Genomic DNA, 17,292 nt, shown 5'->3' with positions numbered 1-17,292 from the left:
CTAGGAACTAATATGTCCACACCTGTTACGCTGCCGAAACCAACTATCCCGTCGACTCCATCTGCGCAGGATGTTGCCTCTGATCTGCCCGCCGCCAATGCCGACGGCACACGTCAGCTGTCAGACCGCTACGGCCGCATCGCGCGTGATCTTCGCGTCAGCCTGACCGATAAGTGCAATTTACGCTGCACGTATTGCATGCCCGCCGAAGGTTTGCAATGGATGCACAATGACAAAGTGCTGACCGACGACGAGGTTATTCGCCTGGTGCGTATCGCCGTGGAGAAACTTGGGGTGCGCAAACTTCGCTTCACCGGTGGCGAGCCGTTACTGCGCAAATCATTACCCAGCATCATTTCACGGGCCAAAGCCTTGACGACGGATACTGGCGAGGCGCCAGAAATCGCATTGACGACCAACGGACTGGGGCTCGATAAGCGCGCAGCAAGCCTTGCCGACGCAGGACTGGATCGCATCAATATCTCGCTCGATACGATTGATAGGGAGAAATACACGGCGCTGACCCGTCGTGACCGCCTGGACCACGTGCTGCGCTCCATCGATAAATGTTCCGAAGTCGGCTTAAATCCCATCAAAATCAACGCTCTGGTGATGAAAGGCGTGAACGAAGACGATGTCGTCGGTCTTGCCGATTTTGCCCTGAATAAAGGCGCTCAACTGCGTTTTATTGAACAGATGCCGTTGGGCCCGCGCGAAGCCTGGTCCCGGGAAGATATGATCACCGCCGACGAGATCCTGGCCAGGCTGCAATCCGCATTCATTATGACACCAGCGAAACAACCGCGCGGTTCTGCACCTGCGGCGTTGTGGGATGTCTGGGAGGATGCAGATCGCAGTATGCGCCGCGGGGCCTTAGGCATTATCAGCTCGGTTTCTTATCCGTTCTGTGGCGACTGTGACCGCACTCGACTCACCGCCGACGGGGCGATTCGTACCTGCCTGTTTAGCAACAGTGAAACGCAGTTGCGGGATCTGCTCCGCGGTGGCGCGAGCGACGAAGAACTAGCCACAATCTGGGCTGGCGCCATGTGGGAGAAACTACCTGGACACGATATTAACGACGAAGGCTTTTTACAGCCTGCCCGCACGATGTCTGCTATCGGTGGATAAGGCAGCACTACGACAATGACTACCTCTCCCGTATCGGTGGACCAGCATCTGGCTCGCGTCTGCGAGCTTGTGCAGCCACCTCACCCACAGCTTGTGCCGGTACAGGAAGCTCACGGATGTTATCTTGCAGATCCGGTACAGGCACGGCAGCCCATCCCGTCGTTTCATAATTCTGCAATGGATGGTTTTTTGCTCCACGAGGCAGATCTTTCCGGCCCCGCCCCATGGACGGTTCCGGTAGTCGGTGAAGTTGCCGCAGGTGGAAGCCCACAAGAGCTTGCCCCGCACCAGGCCCTGCGCATCATGACGGGGGCACCGATTTGTGGCGATACCGATTCATTACGGGTGGTTCCGTCGGAATTAACCAATGCCCAGCTGGGCCCGTCACAATTGCCTGAGCAGGTAACCATCCACGAGTTACCGGGCAAGCGCCATATCCGGCTGCGCGGTGAAGTAATCACCCCGGGCACAGAAATCGCAGCTGCACACACGCTTGTCGACGCCGGTACGCTCGCGTTTTTGCTGACGGCTGGAGTCACTGAAGTCTCTGTGTATCGCCGCCCCCGGGTTGCGGTGATCTCTTCTGGCGACGAGCTTATTTCCACCGCCAACCCTGCGAGCACACGTGCTGCATCCGCAACCATCGACGCCGCGGGTTCTAAGGCTCGTGGCAGCTCAGACGAGCAGGTACATTACCGGATCGTAGATTCCAACGGCCCCATGGTGGCGAATTTATTAGCTGAGCATGGTCCGGTGGATATTCAACGCTTCCATGTCGGCGATGGGGTCGAAAAACTTATTGCGCTTTTCGACGAACTCACTTCATCGGTGGCACCGCCACTGGATCTCATCGTTACCACCGGCGGGATTTCGCAGGGCGTATTTGATGTGGTCAAGGCCGCTGCCACACGATCTCCGAATGCGGATTTCTGGTTTGGCAATGCAGCGCAGAGGCCAGGTTCCCCACAAGGCGCTGGGCTCTGGAATGGGGTGGCCGTCGTAACACTACCGGGCAATCCAGTTGCTGCGTATGTGTCAGCCACCGTGTACGCACTCGCGGCCCTGTATATTTTGCAAGGACGCACGGGATCGTCGGCAGCCACTACTACTGCACACGGCGACGCTCAGAACGGCACTCAAAACGACGCACAGGCACACACACAGGCAAACACATGGTGGCCACACCGGGCAGCACAACTTGCAGCCCACCGCGCACTGCCCCGACCGCGTCCCGGAAAAACCCAGTTGGTCCCAGTACGGATCGAAGCTGCTGATTCCGGGGTGGTTGCGGTACCCACTACCGTCGGCAAGCCCGGCTCACATTTCGTCAGTGCACTGACAGAAATAGCTGGGCTAGCAATTATCCCGCAGGCAGAACACGCAGAGCAGAATGGTCCTACCGGCATGGTCACCGTGCTCGGATGGTGTCGGTAATACTTCGAGAGGAAGCGAAAGCACATGAAACAACCCCCACATCTGGATAGCTCCGGAAATGCATATATGGTCGATGTGACAGAGAAAAAACCCACCGTGCGCTCTGCAACCGCAGTGGCTTCTGTCGTGTGTTCTACGGAAATCCTGCAGGCGCTGCGCGACGGGACCGTGCCCAAAGGCGATGTCTTCGCCGTCGCCCGCATCGGTGGTATTTCTGCTGCGAAGAAAGTACCCGAATTGCTGCCACTAGCGCACACGATCGGGGTCCATGGCTGCGAAGTCTCCCTCGATGTGCACGATGATCACCTCCGGATCGAAGCCACCGTACGCACTGCGGATCGCACCGGCGTGGAAATGGAAGCACTGACCGCCGTCAACGTTGCTGCGCTCAACGTCATTGACATGGTCAAGGGCGTGGACCGCAGCGCATATATCACCAATTGTGCGATCATCAAGAAATCCGGCGGTCGTTCTGGCGACTGGTCCCGCCCCGAGCCCCACTAAAACACCCAAAACACTACCCGGGAAAGCTATGAGCAAAGCAGCTGAGCAGAAAATTCTTGCCGACGATTCCCCCAATTTCGACGACCTCACAGTCGTCATTTTGGCCGGTGGCCGGTCGGAACGTATGGGTGGGATTGATAAATCCACGATTCGGCTCAATGGCACGCGGTTAATTGATCATCAACTCGCCGGTGTGCAATCACTGGGTATTGGGAAAAAATCTATCGTGATTGTTTCCACCAAGCACCTGGCAGCTGGAATTACCCACACCGCAGAAAAACCGGCGTACGGTGGTCCTTTAGCCGGAATTGCCGCGAGCTTGTCCGTTATCCCGGATTCTGCGAAGCGCGTGGCGATCTTTAGCGTCGATGCGCCAGACTCATGGCAGTTGCTGCCCGACCTCGCTTCGGCGCTAGAACGCAATGCGGAGCGAGATGCAGCGATCATTAAAGACGATGCTGGAATCGCGAATCCACTGTGCTCGGTGTGGCTGTCAGACAGCTTGCGTGCCAGCCTCGCCGAGATCGGCGACACGCACAACAAGCCCGCACGCGCTTTGGTACGCCACTCGGATTGGGTGGCCGTCGACGGTGCTGGGCTCGAGGTCGATTACGACAGCCTTGCGGAGTTGCAGGCTCGCGGTGCAGTCGAGCTGCCTTAGCCTTCATCCGTCTGACGTGCGAGCCAGGCGTCGATGCCACCGCGCAAATTTCCCAGGCCCGTAACGCCCGCCTTGTGCAGGTGAGCGATGGCCTGGGTTGAACGCTTGCCTGCCGCACAATAAATGACCACCGGATGCTGTGGGTTATGCGCACGCACAGTGGTGATGACGCGCGCGATGGCTTCCTCACCGGCAACCTCGGTGTCCCCCGCTACAGTCTTCTCCTCTGTACTAGCCTGCGCTTGAGCACGGTTAAAAGTTGACAGCGGAATATTCAGCGCCCCGGGAATCGCGAATTCTGCATATTCCTCTGGTTCCCGGACGTCGATAACCACGGCATCTTCGGGAATATCATCGACGCTCCAAACTCCATCGACGCTGCAGCTTTCGTCAATGTTGTGGGCCGTGGTAGTAACACGATCCCCTGGTTCTTCCGTGGTATCCGCGTTGATAGGACCAGAAGACAGCACGGTCTCTCGGGTCCGAGCGTTGGCTTGTACTGGGATATATTCCCATTCACCAGAGAGCGCATCGAAATAGCCCAATCGCCCCGATAGCGGAGTTCCAATACCGGTGAGCACTTTAATCGCCTCGAGAGCCATGGCTGAGCCCACCGTTCCAACCACCGGCCCCAGTACCCCGGCTTGTGCGCACGAAGGAACCGATCCAGCTGGTGGTGGTGTGGGAAAAACGTCTTCGTAAATCGGGCCATCTCCCAAGCCGAAGACCGAAATTTGTGCATCAAAGCCCAGAATCGAGGCCCAAATATGTGGAATTCCACTGCGCAACGCCGCCCACGAAATGAGATAACGCGCCCCCAAATTATCGGTGCCGTCAATGACCAGATCAGCACCCGCGAAAATATCCCGGGCATGTTCCCGATCCAGATCAGCGTTGATCACGGCAACCGCTATGTCCGGGTTAAGTGCTTTGATGGTCTCGCGCGCCGAGACCGCCTTCGGGGTGCCGATCGCACCGGTGGTATGAATGATCTGCCGGTGCAGATTAGACAGCGAGACTTCATCACCATCGATGATGGTCAGCGCACCGACCCCGGCAGCGGCTAAATACAGCAGTACCGGAGAACCAAGCCCACCAGCGCCGACCACCACGACGTGAGAACCAGCTAGTTTTTCCTGCGCTTGCCGTCCAAAACCGCGCAAGCTGAGTTGCCGTTGATAGCGCGCAACCCATCGTGGATCAAACTCCATATGCCCTCATCCCCTCCAGTTCAGCTCGGCTAGATATAAACTTGGTGTGTTGTGTTTAATCCAGGCCGACCCATTGGGCGGAGCCGTCGGCAAGAAATTGTTCTTTCCAAATCGGCACGGTGGCCTTGACACGATCAGCCAATTCAGCGCATGCGGCAAATGCTTCCTTGCGATGTGCACTTGCCACCACAACGGCGAAAGCCAGTTCCCCAATCCCGAGCTTGCCTGTGCGGTGCGCGGCCCACAGACGTACATCCGGAAACTCGGCGGCAATACCCGCCACAACGCGCGATAATTCTTCCGCCGCGGAAGGATGCGCGGAATACACCAGTTCAGCAACCGAGTGCCCATTATCGTGATTGCGGATGATGCCGTCGAAAGTGACAACAGCACCAGCTGTGGCATCCGGAACGAGCCGACTAGCTTCTTCGCGTAGCGGCTCTAATGGCTCGCCGGTAAGTACGGTTCCAACGATGCGCTCGTTAGCCTCACTTGTGACCACCGGGTTTTCATCAGCCATATGGGAACCGGGCGAATTAGGAATGGTGTTTGCCATGATTGGAGACTTGCCGTCCTTTCAGCAAATTGAGTGCATGGAGCAATATACCGTCCAGGACCTTCACCCCGTCACGTACTCCTCCAGGTGAACCGGGCATAGCCATCACGAACGTCTCTCCCACCGTGCCAGCAAGCGCGCGGGAAATAACAGCGGTCGGTGTTTTAGCCAGCCCTTCTGACCAGAAAGCATGCGCGATGCCAGGAATCTCTTTATCCAAGCGCGGCTGAATCGACTCAATCACCCGATCATCGGGGCTGATGCCCGTTCCACCAGAGGTTAAAACAACATCGGGCCTATCAGGGCTAGCGAAAATCTCTTCGATCACTCGGGAGATATCTTTATCCGCGATTACACGCGCATCTGGGGTATGAAAGCCTTTGTCACGCAAAAATTGTACTGCGATAGGACCAGACTCGTCGGTATAGACCCCGGCGGCTGCGCGAGTCGAGGACACCAACACCAGCCCTGTGCGTTGCGGCTGATCACTGCCCTGGGTGTGTTGGTGGTCATGGGAGGGTTGGGGATGCCCAGAATCCTGGGTGCCTGCAGAATCGGTATGCACCATGCTGGCCTTTCTGCTGCGGTGTCTTCGCTCATCCACCGCAGAATCTATATGGATTTTCTCCCCTAATCTTATTCGACAACCCGCATACCGCGATATTTTGTGCAAATCTCACACGCTTAGACGCTTTGTGTTAGTGATCGCGCTATCCGGTAAACAGCCCTGCCGCGCGCACCATCGTGTCCCAAAGTCCGAAAGCCAGACTGACACCGATGAAAACTCCCAAGATCAATGAGACCGCATTGTGCACGACGCTCGAATTGCCTTTTGCCTGCCCGCTTTGTTTCGCGGCACGCTCTGCATCATCGACTGCTTTACGATCGGCAGCTTCTTTTTCCTTGACGACGTTCACGTCAACGTGATGCTTCTCATCGACCGGCCGGATCAGGAAGTTAGCAATCACACCAACCGCCAGAAGACCACACATCAACAACAGGCTGGCGCGGTACAGGTTAGCACCGTCCAATCCGGCGTCGGCACGCGATTCCACCAGAGTGTTTACGATAAGCGGGCCAGCGATGCCAGCAGCTGCCCAGGCCGTGAGCAACCGACCGTGGATGGCACCAACGTTATATACCCCGAAGAGATCTTTGAGGTAGGCCGGAACCGTGGAAAACCCACCACCATAGAACGAAATAATCACCAACGTGCTGAGAACGAAGATCGCCAGCGAGGCCGAGGAGAAAGTAGCAACCACCAGGTACAACAGCAAACCTAGTCCGAGGTACAGGAAATAAGTGTTCTTCCTACCGATCCAGTCCGAGACCGTGGACCACACAAAACGGCCACCCATATTGGCCAGGGATAGCAAACCCACATATCCTGCGGCAGCGCCCGCGGTGATTTCCGGGAAATAATCCTGTGCCATCGGTGCAGCATTTTCCAGAATTCCGATACCCGCAGTGACGTTGACAAACAGCACTACCCACAGCAGCCAGAACTGCGGGGTACGGATGGCGGTATTCGCAGAGACGTTGCCCGTGGTTTTCAGCTTCTTCCCGGAGTTGTCTTCCGGTTTGAATCCCGCTGGTGTCCAATCTGGGTGCGGCAAGCGAATCGCGTAGGAACCTAGTGCAATAACCACGAGATACAAGATGGCCAAGGTCAGGAAAGTCCCGTAAAGACCATCGGCAAGATCGGCGGTTTCTGTGCCACCGCCAAAGAATTCCATCAAGGTATTCGACGCTGGGCTCGCAATGAGAGCGCCACCACCGAAGCCCATGATCGCCATTCCGGTAGCAAGGCCGGGCTTATCGGGAAACCACTTCATCAACGTGGAAACTGGAGAGATATACCCGATGCCCAGGCCAATACCGCCAATGACGCCATAGCCCACGTAAACCAGCCATAATTGCCCAATGGCCAGGCCAAACGTGGCGACGAAAAAGCCAACGACCCAGAACAGCCCTGCGGTAGCCATGGACGTTCTCGGGCCAACCTTTTCTACCCAATTTCCGGCAACGGCAGAAGAAAGCCCCAGCATGCCGATCGCAAGGGAGAAGATCCAGCCCACGGCCACTTCGCGGACTGCGAAAAATTCCATCAGCGGGGCTTTAAATACCGAAAAGGCATAAACCTGGCCGATAGATAGGTGAATTGCCAGGGCAGCTGGTGGGATTAACCAGCGATTAAATTCTTTTGGCGCAATGATCCTAGTCCGCGAAAAGAATGAGGTGGCCGTTGCCATGATCGTCTCCCCATAATTTTTGTGTGTTATCTCACTATATCTAGTGTGTTAAACATAATAGATCATGGCGATTCAGGTCTCAGAAAACAGGCCACCCTTGCAACAACCGGGGCCTTTAAAATCAGCTAAAACGGGTACGCCCACACCCGCTGGCGCGCATTAATCGTGGCACCCGCGGGAACCCGCACCAGTGCATCGGCGGCCACCGCCTGCTGCAACAAATGCGAACCAGGGCCGGACACAATACGCGCCCGAACGTGCCCGCCGGAATACTCAAGCCGGGCACGCAAGAACTGATCCTTATCAGCCAACCCGGTCAACGGTTCCGTGGCAATGACCTCGATTGGGTCCGGAGCCACCCCCACGGCAGGAGCGACAAACAACCGAAAACTCACGAGCGAAGAAACCGGATTGCCCGGCAAACACACGCACGGCACTCCAGCGAATGATCCATAGCCTTGCGGCCCACCAGGTTGTTGCGAAACCGCACCAAACCAAGCGTCGCTGCCGTCGGCAAGCAGCTGGCGCACGACCTCGTATTTACCTTTACTAATCCCGCCGGAGGTAACAACGAGGTCAGGATGATATTCCTCGATTGCCTGCTGCAAGCTGGTGGCAAGCTTGTCGACGTCGTCATCAATGTGCACCCGGCCAACCGGTTCCAGACCGTAGCGCCGCGCTTGTGCTGCCAACATGGGGAAATTTGCATCCGGAATGATTGCAGATCCAGCTTCAGTATCCAGCTCGCCGATCTCTGCGACTTCTGCCCCACCGGTCGCGATCAGAACCCGCGCGCGTGCGCGCACTTGCACAGTCGGCACTCCCTGAAACGCTAGAGCGGCGATCGCCGTGGGCGTCAACACTTCGCCAGCCTCAACGATAATGTCCCCAGCGCTGCTATCAATGCCCTGCTGGCGAACGAACTGACCGGCCTGCGCTGCAACAATTTCCCGGCGCGCGGACGCGGGTTCGCCGCTGTCGGTTGTTGTGGCAGCCCTATTGCCAGTTGCCTCGGCAGGTTCTCTCACCACCGTGCCTGGAAACTCCGGTGGTAAAGCGTCTTCGACGCGCACGATCGCAGCAGTGCCCTCGGGCACTTTCGCGCCGGTCATGATGGGCACGATCATCTCACCGGTATTCTCCGGATCTATGCCTTGTGGGTACACCGCGGCCGGATCGGTACCGGCGGGGATATCATTACCAACAGAGAAAACACCGGGCAACCGCTCAAGCGCGGCGTGACTAAGTGCGTATCCGTCGACTTGCGAGTTGGAAAACCGCGGCGAATCATACGGTGCTGGTACGGACGTGGCGAGGGCACGGCCTAAGGCATCGACGACGGGAATTTCTTCGATAGACGGCCAGTTTCCACATTGTGCGATTAATTCGGTGATCGCAGCCAAGTGCTCTTCCGGTGTCGGTTTTGTGTTTCCTGGCGTTGCTGATGCTGTCTGCCCGCGGTTATTCATGGCTCCATTTAAGCACTTTCGTCTCGCTGTGGCCGCGGTAGTCCGAAAAATTTGCCGCGATAGACACCTATCCTGAGAAATTGCATTTCCGCTATCCGACCAGGCAGAATGGTATGCATCATGCTGAGCATTCACTATTTTTCCGCAGCCCGCGCTGCAGCGGGAACTGCCCGCGAAGATATTACGGAAACTGAGTTCACAACTTTGGGCGAACTCCTGGAATCCCGCGCACAACAACACAGTGGAACCACAGATTCTGGCATGGGACTGGCAGATATCTTCCCGCGTTGTAGTTTTCTTCTCGACGGTGCCTCCGCTACTCCCTCGGCTTCTTTGGCAGGCGTCCAACGCGTTGACGTATTACCACCATTCGCGGGTGGTTAGAAAAACTGCCTGCTTGAATTCCGGTTATTGCTGGCTACAGCTCACGCATATTACTGACCTGGCACGCACGACGAAGTAGGTTTTTCACCATGGCCCAACGGCTCACATCCCGCACTCCTATTACTCGGGTATACCGGGATACCACCGCAGCACGTGCCGAGTCCACAGTTGCACCTCACACCGATGAGGTCTCAACATCCGAACGCGTAGACACCCTCGCGGTGGAAGAACCTCTACAGATCCGCATCGATGGCAGAGATTTTGTGACCACCATGCGCACCCCGGGCAATGATTTTGAATTAGTGCACGGGCTCTTGCATGCAGAAGGTATCATCAGCCGCGCATCTGACGTCGCAACCATGCGGTACTGCGGTGGCGCAGTTGGATCCGATGGTTATAACACGTATAACACCATCGACGTCGAGCTCCGTGCGACGATCACGTCCTCGTCGCTACCGGTGCGCTCGGTGGCAACTACCTCAGCCTGTGGCATCTGCGGAACCACTTCTATCGACGACGTCGCCAAGCGCAGCTCGTATCCCATTTCCCCGGTGCGTCCTACGCCAGAATTCATCTTGTCTCTGCCGGGGTTATTACACAACAATCAAAATGCTTTCCGCCGGACCGGCGGTATCCATGCAGCTGGCGCGGTAACCCACGACGGAAATCTGGTCGTTATACGAGAGGATGTTGGCCGACACAATGCTGCGGACAAAGTCATCGGTGCGATGGTGATGGACGACCAATTACCCGCGGAACACATGTATTTGGTCATGACGTCACGCGCTAGCTTCGAGCTTGTGCAAAAAGCCGTGTTGGCTGGATTCTCTGGCTTGGTTGCCGTGTCGGCTGCCACATCACTAGCGGTCGAACTTGCACGTCAAACGGGATTTTTTCTTAGCGGATTCACCCGTGAAAATCGTTTTAATTTGTATAATGGAAGCTTGGAAGGTATTGACTAGGAACACTTAAAAGGAGAGATTCCATGCTTCCTCGGAACCTCGCAACCACCATTCGTCGCATCGCCACTGGTGCGCTCGCAGCCAGCGCCCTCACACTGGCTGGTTGCCAGTCTGACGGTGGCTCCACCGACAGCTCCGCAGCAAATACCACTGGTGATTCTGCTGCAGCTCAGGATGTGACCCTGTTCGCCGCCGCTTCCACCCGTGTGATTGGTGATGACCTGGTAGAAGAAGCTAAGAAACTGGACCCACCAGTTAATTTGACCATCAACAATGCCGGTTCCACCGACTTGGTCAACCAGATCAACGAGGGAGCACCGGCAGATGTTTTGCTGACCGCCGACACCAAGTCGATGGATAAGGCCAAAGAAAACGGCGACGTAGAAGAATCCGACATGGTCGCAGCGAACACGCTGGTCATGGTGGTTCCAGCTGATAACCCAGCAAACATCAACAGCGTCGAGGATCTCACTGAAGATACCACCCTGGTTCTGTGTGATCCCTCGGTCCCATGCGGCAACTTGACGGAGCAGCTGGCCGAAGAAAACAACCTAGACCTGCACCCATCCTCACTGGAGCACTCCGTGACCGACACCCTGGGCAAGGTCACCTCCGGTCAGGCTGATGCGGCATGGGTATACAAGACCGACGCGGTTGCTGCTGGTGACGAAGTCGAGGTCATTGAAATCCCGAACGCTGAGGATTTCGTGAATGATTACCCAGCTGCCGTGTTGAAGAACGCTGCCAATGCTGAGGCTGCACAGGCTGTTCTCGAGTTGCTGCGCAGTGAAGCAATGCGCTCGGTATGGGAAGACGCTGGATTCTTGCCAGCAGCCACTAAGTAAATAACGGCCTCAAGTAAATAACGGCTGAAAGCACCGCACCATGGCACACACTCATTCTGCCGAATGGACCCCGCACCCAGTTCGACCGAAAAACCCAATTGCCCTGGTATTGCTTGCGGCGATTGCCGTGGTGACGGTGCTGGGCCCACTTTTGGCCCTCATTTTCCGCGTACCGTGGGACCGATTCGTTGAAATCACCGCGGAGGCTTCCACACTGGAAGCATTAAAATTATCTCTTTACGCTGCTGTTTTATCCACAATCGTTACGCTGGAACTAGGCATCCCGCTGTCGTTATGGTTGTTGCACAACAGCAAAAGCGGTTGGTTTATTCGGCTATTGGTCGTCTTACCACTAGCTATGCCGCCGGTAGTCGCAGGCCTAGCACTCACAGCTGCAATCGGTCGGCGCTCCTATACTTCCGGGATCTTGGATGCGCTCGGTATCGATATCGCTTTTACTTTTAGCGGCGTCGTGGCCTCGCATGTATTTATTACCTTGCCATTTATCATCGTCTCGGCAGATTCTGCGTTGCGCCAGATTAACCAAGAAATCATTGATTCCGCGCTCAGCATCGGCATGAGCTACCCTCGGGTAATCTGGCGAGTTATCTTGCCGACGATTCTGCCCGCTATCGTTACGGGTGCAGGCTTAGGACTAGCACGTTCACTAGGAGAATTCGGCGCCACACTTACCTTTGCTGGTTCGTTGCCAGGCGAAACTCGTACTCTCCCATTGGCGATCTATCTCAACCGCGAAGTCGATGCAGATATCGCCTATGTACAAGCAGCGTTATTGATCTTCATCGCCATCGTTGTGCTGTGTCTTTCCGGGTTGCCAACAGTATTAAAAAAGCGTCACAAGCACCGAGTAAGCCGAAATATTGGGCTGGATCGGCAACGCCTTAGTGCGCTCACGGCCGCGACCACGACGCCGGTGGGAATCAAGGTCAACGGTTGCGACGTTCAAGCAGGACAGACCACTGCCGTGGTTGGTTCCAATGGCGCTGGTAAGACCACGCTCATGAAAGCAATCGCTGGCCGCCTCGGCGGAGCTGATGTGGAATTCGTGGACGATAACGGAAACGAATACCGCAAGCAGCCAAAAGTCATTATTTTGACCCAAAATCCCGCATTGCCTCCTGCTTCTACCGTGTTGCAGGCGGTCACCATGGCGACCCGGGATACAGACCGAGCAAAGGAATTATTAGCTGCTGCTGGTCTTAGTGAACTGCAAGCTGTGCCTGTACCAGCGTTATCCGGAGGGCAATCACGCCAGGTTGCCATCGTCCGGGCTATTGCCGCCAGCCCCGAGGTCTTGATCCTCGATGAGCCGTTCGCGGGCCTCGATAGCTCGATTGCCGCCCAATGGAAGGCATATTTCCGCACGACTTCGCAGCAACGGACCACGCTGCTGGTCACGCACAACGGGCACGATATTTCCTCATTATCCGATTACGTCATGTCCATTGCCTCCGGACAAATCGTTGCATACGACAAAACTTCGGAACTCACCGCTGCCCCAAGTACAAAATTTTTGGCAACTACCTTGGGGCTCAATGCTGTGGCAGCACGCATTACGTCTGGCCCGGACACAGACGATTCTGGACGCACTCCCGTGCGGATTAACTGTGGTGAGTTCTCACTCAAAGTAGCCACCGAGGGCCTTGCCCTGGGGGGCGACGGTGCTTCAGCAGGAACGGCGCATGGCACTGAGGTACTAGCGACGTGGCTTCCTTCTAATGCTTGGTTATCGCAACACGAACCTGACGCCGCGGGTTCCCAGGACAATTCTTGGACCGGAAGGATTACTGATATTTCCGTTCCCCACCCCACGGTCTGCGACGTCACGGTGGATACACACGGTGAGCAGGTTGATATCACCATCTCACCACAAGATGCCCACGAACTCGGGCTAGAACTCGACGAAAAAATTACCTGGGGCATCGACCCAGCGAAGATCTCCGTAACAGCATTGGCTGCCGAAGACAAGACCGTGATACAGAACTAACCAAACAAGCAAATAGGAAGAAATAAATAAGGTGCTAGCCGAATACGGCTAGCACCTTCAGCGTCTCAAACAACCGCTAGGCGTGGGTAACGCTCGTTTCTACTGGGCCGGCAACACCCAGCTCGACGACCTTCAACCCCTGCTCGCGAGCGTCGGCAAGCAAGCCTTCCGCAATATCTTCGGTGTGCAGCACCATGATTGTCGGGCCTGCGCCGGAGAGGTACGCAGCGTAACCACGGTTCCGTAAACGGTTGACCCATTCCGCTGTCACTGGCAGCACGTCAGCGCGGTACGGTTGGTGCAAACGATCTCGGGTGCCTTCCCACAGCAAATCTGGGTGATGCTGGATAGCTACCGTCATCACAGCCACGCGGGACACATTGAACGCGGCGTCACCGTGCGTAACGTGGCTGGGCAGAACCCGGCGAACTGCAGGGGTTGAGGCATGGAAATCGGGAACGATGGCCGTCGCTCGGATAGTCTCGTGCACCCCAATGCTCACAGCCTTGTATTCCGGGGCTGAGCGACCATCAACCGGAACCGTCATCCAGGACACCGTCGCACCACCGAGAACCGAGGCCGCTGCATTATCCGGGTGGCCTTCAAACGCGGAAGACAACTGCACCACCTGGTTATCCGACAATGGATACCCAGCCAACGCATTCGCGGCAGCCACGCCGGCAACCGCTGACGACGCCGAGGAGCCCAGTCCGCGCGACTGTGGAATGGCATTAGTGCAGGTAACTCGCAGCCCCGGTGCAGTCGCATCAGCCGCGTTCAGCCCGGAGCGCAGAGCCTTGACCACCAAGTGTGAACCATCCCGCGGCAGATCGTCTTCACCCTCACCATAAATTTCGATCTCTAAGCCAGAGGAAGTGACCTCAACCTCGATGACATCGTAAATGCCCAATGCCAGGCCCAGTGTGTCATAACCCGGCCCTAGGTTAGCCGACGATGCGGGCACTCTGACCGTCGCCTTCGTGCCAATTTCTAGTTCGGTGCTCATGAACTACGTTGCTCCCCTAATTCCTTATACGTCCAAACGGATCACAGAATGCACTTGCTTAACGTCCGACGATTTCTTCAGTGCTTCGACGGTGTCGTGCAGCAAGGATTCCTTCGCACTGTGGGTAACCACGATGAGGCGAGCAACGCCATTGTCGTTTTCTTCCTGGCGCACGGTACGCAAAGAAATACCCTGCTGTGCGAATGTTGCAGAAAGATCGGACAAAACACCGGCGCGATCTACTACTTCCATGTCGATGTGATAGCGGGTGCGCACTTCGCCGAAGTCGGCGATGGGCAGGTTGGCGTAGGTGTTGTCACCTGGTGCGCGGCCGCCGTGCACCTTGTTGCGGGAAGCTCCCACCAAATCACCCAGCACTGCCGACGCGGTTGGGTCACCGCCCGCACCGTTGCCGTAGAACATCAATGAACCAGCGGCTTCGGCTTCCACGAAGATAGCGTTGTAGGACTCGTTGACAGAAGCCAACGGGTGATCCTTAGCCACCAAAGTTGGGTGGACGCGCGCATTGACTGCATCATTGCCCTGATCGTCGGTGATCTTTTCGCAGATTCCCAACAATTTGATGACGTATCCCGCCTTGTCTGCGGCAGCGATATCGGCTGCGGTGATGTCGCGGATGCCTTCGCAGTGTACATCGTTAAAGTTAACGCGAGTATAGAACCCGAGCGATGCCATAATTGCAGCCTTGGATGCCGCATCGTGGCCATCGACATCGGCAGTAGGGTCTGCTTCCGCATACCCTAAGTCAGTAGCAATCTGCAGGGCCTCATCGTAGCCCATGCCCTCAGTGATCATTTTGTCCAAGATGAAGTTCGTCGTACCGTTGACGATTCCGGAGATACGGCGGATCTGATCACCTGCCAATGAACGACGCAACATGCCGACGACTGGGATCGCAGCAGCCACGGCGGCCTCAAAATACAGATCGACTCCAGAATCTTCTGCAGCTTGCGCAAGTTCATCAGCGTGCGCGGCAACGAGAGCTTTATTCGCGGTCACCACCGATTTACCAGCACGCAACGCAGCCAGCACCAGCTCACGCGGATAATCAATACCGCCAATGAGCTCGACGACGACGTCGACATCATCACGCTCAATTAGCGCGTGCGCATCACCGGTGATCATCTCTGGATCTACACCACGGCGTGGCTTCGAGGTGTCATCAACTGCTACGCCGCGCAATTCCAATGGGCCACCGACGCGTTGCCGGAAGTGCTCGGAATTTTCCGCCAGCAAGCGAATGACCTCGGTACCGACGGTACCCATTCCTAATACCGCAATTCCGACCGGCTTGCCAGCATTGTTGTCGGTATTGGCAGGTGAATTAGCGACCATGTTGTTTCGCATTCCTTCGTAGATCGTCGTTGGTCTTCACAGTTTTCTGCCGACAATCGTACCGTCTTTAGCGGCAGATTTAGCTTGCTTGGCGAAATTTATTCAGCCGCGGTGGATCGGCAGCCTAATCCCGCAATCCCTCGAAGCCACGGCTTAATGTGGATCCGGTTCCACATCGAGGCTCAACAAGTCCTCGATGGTTTCCCGTCGCAGCATCAGCTCGGCACGCCCGTCCCGGACTGAGACCACCGCAGGACGGGTAAAGGCGTTATACCGCGACGACATTGGGTAACAATAAGCCCCGGTTACTGCCAGCCCCAACAAATCACCGGTGCGCACATCCGCTGGGCAAGCAAAATCTGGGATCAAAATATCGCCGGACTCGCAATGTGCACCTACCAAACGGGTGGATTTCTGGTGCCCATCCGTAAACCGCGAGACCACGCGCGCGTCGTAATCAGCACCGTACAACGCTGGGCGAATATTATCCGACATTCCCCCGTCGACCGCGAGATACCTGCGGTAGCGGTCGTCATCGATTTGCACGTTTTTATCCGCACCGACCTCATAGATCGTCACAGCAGCAGGGCCAACGAGCGCACGACCAGGCTCTACGACGACTTGTGGCGGATCGATCCCCAGAAATGCCGCTTTATTATTCACCGCCGTGATCAGGTCTGTAGCAATGCCCGCGATATCCAACTCGGAGTCGTCGGCAAGATAAGGCACGCCATACCCGCCGCCGAGATCCAAAATCGGCAGCTGCACGCCCAACTCTTGGTGCACCCGTGCGAACAATTCCAGTAGGCGGTCGGCAGCGAGTGTAAAACCATCGGCATCAAAAACCTGGGAGCCTACATGACAATGGATGCCATCCAAGTCCACATTGCTCGCTTGGTGCGCATCGACGACAGCCTGCCATGCATCACCGGCAGCGAGGGAAAAGCCAAATTTTTGATCTTCATGGCTGGTCGCGATGAATTCATGGGTATGCGCATCCACGCCCGGGGTTACGCGCACGAAGACAGACTGGTGCTGATTCATTTCTGCAGCAATCTCATTGAGCTCCACAAGCTCACCGGGAGCATCCACCACGACGTGGCCTACGCGCGCGGCAACACAATGGCGCAAAAATTCGCGATTTTTGGTGTTACCGTGCACCGTGATGCGTTCGGCCGGAAATCCCGCACGCAATGCAATGAGAAGCTCGTTGAGTGATGCTACATCGAGAGACAAGCCCTCATCCTTGACCCACCGAACAATACGCGTCGACAGCATCGCTTTGGAAGCATAGTGCACGTTTTCAGCCCCGTGAAAAGCCTGCGCCATATCGCGGCACCGCGAGCGAAAATCATCTTCATCGAAAACCATGACGGGAGTGCCATGTTCCGCGACGATGTCTGGCAAGGCCACGCCTGCAATAGTCACCGTACCGTCGTTGTTACGACGCGCATTCCGTGGCCAGACATGGCTTGGCAATTCATTGAAATCAGAAAGGTGCATGCTCATACAA

The 17,292-nt window shown here is 56.3% G+C and carries 16 protein-coding genes; 8 read left to right on the top strand and 8 right to left on the bottom strand.

Annotated elements, in window-relative coordinates; genetic code table 11:
* Positions 1 to 12 precede the first annotated feature (12 nt).
* Genes moaA through mobA form a run of 4 tightly spaced genes read left to right on the top strand, consistent with a single transcriptional unit; the run spans position 13 to position 3,730 of the window.
* Positions 13 to 1,131: a GTP 3',8-cyclase MoaA gene (gene moaA / locus ACP8MI_RS04360; protein WP_049168404.1), complete on the top strand. Its 1,119-nt coding sequence runs from the start codon at positions 13 to 15 to the stop codon at positions 1,129 to 1,131.
* 15 nt (positions 1,132 to 1,146) lie between these two features.
* Positions 1,147 to 2,565, top strand: a complete 1,419-nt coding sequence (locus ACP8MI_RS04355) for a molybdopterin molybdotransferase MoeA (RefSeq protein ID WP_049148179.1) — start codon at positions 1,147 to 1,149, stop codon at positions 2,563 to 2,565.
* 24 nt (positions 2,566 to 2,589) lie between these two features.
* Positions 2,590 to 3,069: a cyclic pyranopterin monophosphate synthase MoaC gene (moaC, locus tag ACP8MI_RS04350; RefSeq protein WP_018120003.1), complete on the top strand. Its 480-nt coding sequence runs from the start codon at positions 2,590 to 2,592 to the stop codon at positions 3,067 to 3,069.
* A gap of 28 nt (positions 3,070 to 3,097) precedes the next feature.
* Positions 3,098 to 3,730: a molybdenum cofactor guanylyltransferase gene (gene mobA / locus ACP8MI_RS04345; protein ID WP_018120002.1), complete on the top strand. Its 633-nt coding sequence runs from the start codon at positions 3,098 to 3,100 to the stop codon at positions 3,728 to 3,730.
* On the opposite strand, the gene ACP8MI_RS04340 is transcribed toward mobA, so the two are convergent.
* The 5 genes from ACP8MI_RS04340 to ACP8MI_RS04320 all read right to left on the bottom strand — a co-directional run bounded on the left by ACP8MI_RS04340 (position 3,727) and on the right by ACP8MI_RS04320 (position 9,218).
* On the bottom strand, positions 3,727 to 4,941 hold the full coding sequence (locus tag ACP8MI_RS04340; protein ID WP_018120001.1) for a ThiF family adenylyltransferase: 1,215 nt from the start codon (positions 4,939 to 4,941) through the stop codon (positions 3,727 to 3,729). The genes mobA and ACP8MI_RS04340 overlap by 4 nt on opposite strands.
* A gap of 55 nt (positions 4,942 to 4,996) precedes the next feature.
* Entirely contained in the window at positions 4,997 to 5,497 is a 501-nt protein-coding gene (locus tag ACP8MI_RS04335; protein ID WP_126843882.1) for a molybdenum cofactor biosynthesis protein MoaE, read from the bottom strand.
* Positions 5,478 to 6,065 (bottom strand): MogA/MoaB family molybdenum cofactor biosynthesis protein, encoded by a 588-nt coding sequence (locus ACP8MI_RS04330; protein ID WP_018119999.1) that lies wholly within the window; start codon positions 6,063 to 6,065, stop codon positions 5,478 to 5,480. Before ACP8MI_RS04330 ends, ACP8MI_RS04335 begins: the two co-directional genes overlap by 20 nt.
* 142 nt (positions 6,066 to 6,207) lie before the next feature.
* Positions 6,208 to 7,749 carry an L-lactate MFS transporter gene (locus ACP8MI_RS04325; protein WP_018119998.1) on the bottom strand — a complete coding sequence of 514 codons (1,542 nt, stop codon included), beginning with the start codon at positions 7,747 to 7,749 and terminating at the stop codon, positions 6,208 to 6,210.
* A gap of 125 nt (positions 7,750 to 7,874) precedes the next feature.
* Positions 7,875 to 9,218 carry a molybdopterin molybdotransferase MoeA gene (locus tag ACP8MI_RS04320; RefSeq protein ID WP_249606461.1) on the bottom strand — a complete coding sequence of 448 codons (1,344 nt, stop codon included), beginning with the start codon at positions 9,216 to 9,218 and terminating at the stop codon, positions 7,875 to 7,877.
* Between the two features lie 123 nt (positions 9,219 to 9,341).
* Here ACP8MI_RS04320 and ACP8MI_RS04315 point away from each other — a divergent pair, with 123 nt between their 5' ends.
* From ACP8MI_RS04315 to ACP8MI_RS04300, 4 genes are all read left to right on the top strand, one after another.
* Positions 9,342 to 9,602 (top strand): MoaD/ThiS family protein, encoded by a 261-nt coding sequence (locus ACP8MI_RS04315; protein WP_026167774.1) that lies wholly within the window; start codon positions 9,342 to 9,344, stop codon positions 9,600 to 9,602.
* An 89-nt stretch (positions 9,603 to 9,691) separates the two neighbouring features.
* Positions 9,692 to 10,564 (top strand): formate dehydrogenase accessory sulfurtransferase FdhD, encoded by an 873-nt coding sequence (gene fdhD / locus ACP8MI_RS04310; protein WP_018119995.1) that lies wholly within the window; start codon positions 9,692 to 9,694, stop codon positions 10,562 to 10,564.
* A 23-nt stretch (positions 10,565 to 10,587) separates the two neighbouring features.
* Positions 10,588 to 11,409 carry a molybdate ABC transporter substrate-binding protein gene (gene modA, locus ACP8MI_RS04305; RefSeq protein WP_249606460.1) on the top strand — a complete coding sequence of 274 codons (822 nt, stop codon included), beginning with the start codon at positions 10,588 to 10,590 and terminating at the stop codon, positions 11,407 to 11,409.
* Positions 11,410 to 11,449: 40 nt separating this feature from the next.
* Positions 11,450 to 13,417, top strand: a complete 1,968-nt coding sequence (locus ACP8MI_RS04300; RefSeq protein ID WP_249606459.1) for an ATP-binding cassette domain-containing protein — start codon at positions 11,450 to 11,452, stop codon at positions 13,415 to 13,417.
* A gap of 76 nt (positions 13,418 to 13,493) precedes the next feature.
* On the opposite strand, the gene thrB is transcribed toward ACP8MI_RS04300, so the two are convergent.
* From thrB to lysA, 3 genes are all read right to left on the bottom strand, one after another.
* Entirely contained in the window at positions 13,494 to 14,423 is a 930-nt protein-coding gene (thrB, locus tag ACP8MI_RS04295; protein ID WP_018119992.1) for a homoserine kinase, read from the bottom strand.
* A 24-nt stretch (positions 14,424 to 14,447) separates the two neighbouring features.
* Positions 14,448 to 15,779, bottom strand: a complete 1,332-nt coding sequence (locus tag ACP8MI_RS04290) for a homoserine dehydrogenase (protein WP_018119991.1) — start codon at positions 15,777 to 15,779, stop codon at positions 14,448 to 14,450.
* Positions 15,780 to 15,932: 153 nt separating this feature from the next.
* Positions 15,933 to 17,288 carry a diaminopimelate decarboxylase gene (gene lysA, locus ACP8MI_RS04285; protein ID WP_249606458.1) on the bottom strand — a complete coding sequence of 452 codons (1,356 nt, stop codon included), beginning with the start codon at positions 17,286 to 17,288 and terminating at the stop codon, positions 15,933 to 15,935.
* Between the last annotated feature and the right edge of the window lie 4 nt (positions 17,289 to 17,292).

This window comes from Corynebacterium sp. LaCa_70, from assembly GCF_058182015.1.
This window is presented reverse-complemented; position numbering and strand designations above follow the sequence as displayed.

Bases quoted from the DNA above. Each gene is read 5' to 3' on its own strand.
- ACP8MI_RS04320 (WP_249606461.1), bottom strand. From the start codon at position 9,218: ATGAATAACCGCGGGCAGACAGCATCAGCAACGCCAGGAAACACAAAA.
- ACP8MI_RS04300 (WP_249606459.1), top strand. From the start codon at position 11,450: ATGGCACACACTCATTCTGCCGAATGGACCCCGCACCCAGTTCGACCG.
- modA (WP_249606460.1), top strand. From the start codon at position 10,588: ATGCTTCCTCGGAACCTCGCAACCACCATTCGTCGCATCGCCACTGGT.
- mobA (WP_018120002.1), top strand. From the start codon at position 3,098: ATGAGCAAAGCAGCTGAGCAGAAAATTCTTGCCGACGATTCCCCCAAT.
- ACP8MI_RS04340 (WP_018120001.1), bottom strand. From the start codon at position 4,941: ATGGAGTTTGATCCACGATGGGTTGCGCGCTATCAACGGCAACTCAGC.
- fdhD (WP_018119995.1), top strand. From the start codon at position 9,692: ATGGCCCAACGGCTCACATCCCGCACTCCTATTACTCGGGTATACCGG.
- ACP8MI_RS04290 (WP_018119991.1), bottom strand. From the start codon at position 15,779: ATGGTCGCTAATTCACCTGCCAATACCGACAACAATGCTGGCAAGCCG.
- lysA (WP_249606458.1), bottom strand. From the start codon at position 17,288: ATGAGCATGCACCTTTCTGATTTCAATGAATTGCCAAGCCATGTCTGG.
- ACP8MI_RS04335 (WP_126843882.1), bottom strand. From the start codon at position 5,497: ATGGCAAACACCATTCCTAATTCGCCCGGTTCCCATATGGCTGATGAA.
- moaA (WP_049168404.1), top strand. From the start codon at position 13: ATGTCCACACCTGTTACGCTGCCGAAACCAACTATCCCGTCGACTCCA.
- thrB (WP_018119992.1), bottom strand. From the start codon at position 14,423: ATGAGCACCGAACTAGAAATTGGCACGAAGGCGACGGTCAGAGTGCCC.
- ACP8MI_RS04355 (WP_049148179.1), top strand. From the start codon at position 1,147: ATGACTACCTCTCCCGTATCGGTGGACCAGCATCTGGCTCGCGTCTGC.
- moaC (WP_018120003.1), top strand. From the start codon at position 2,590: ATGAAACAACCCCCACATCTGGATAGCTCCGGAAATGCATATATGGTC.
- ACP8MI_RS04325 (WP_018119998.1), bottom strand. From the start codon at position 7,749: ATGGCAACGGCCACCTCATTCTTTTCGCGGACTAGGATCATTGCGCCA.
- ACP8MI_RS04330 (WP_018119999.1), bottom strand. From the start codon at position 6,065: ATGGTGCATACCGATTCTGCAGGCACCCAGGATTCTGGGCATCCCCAA.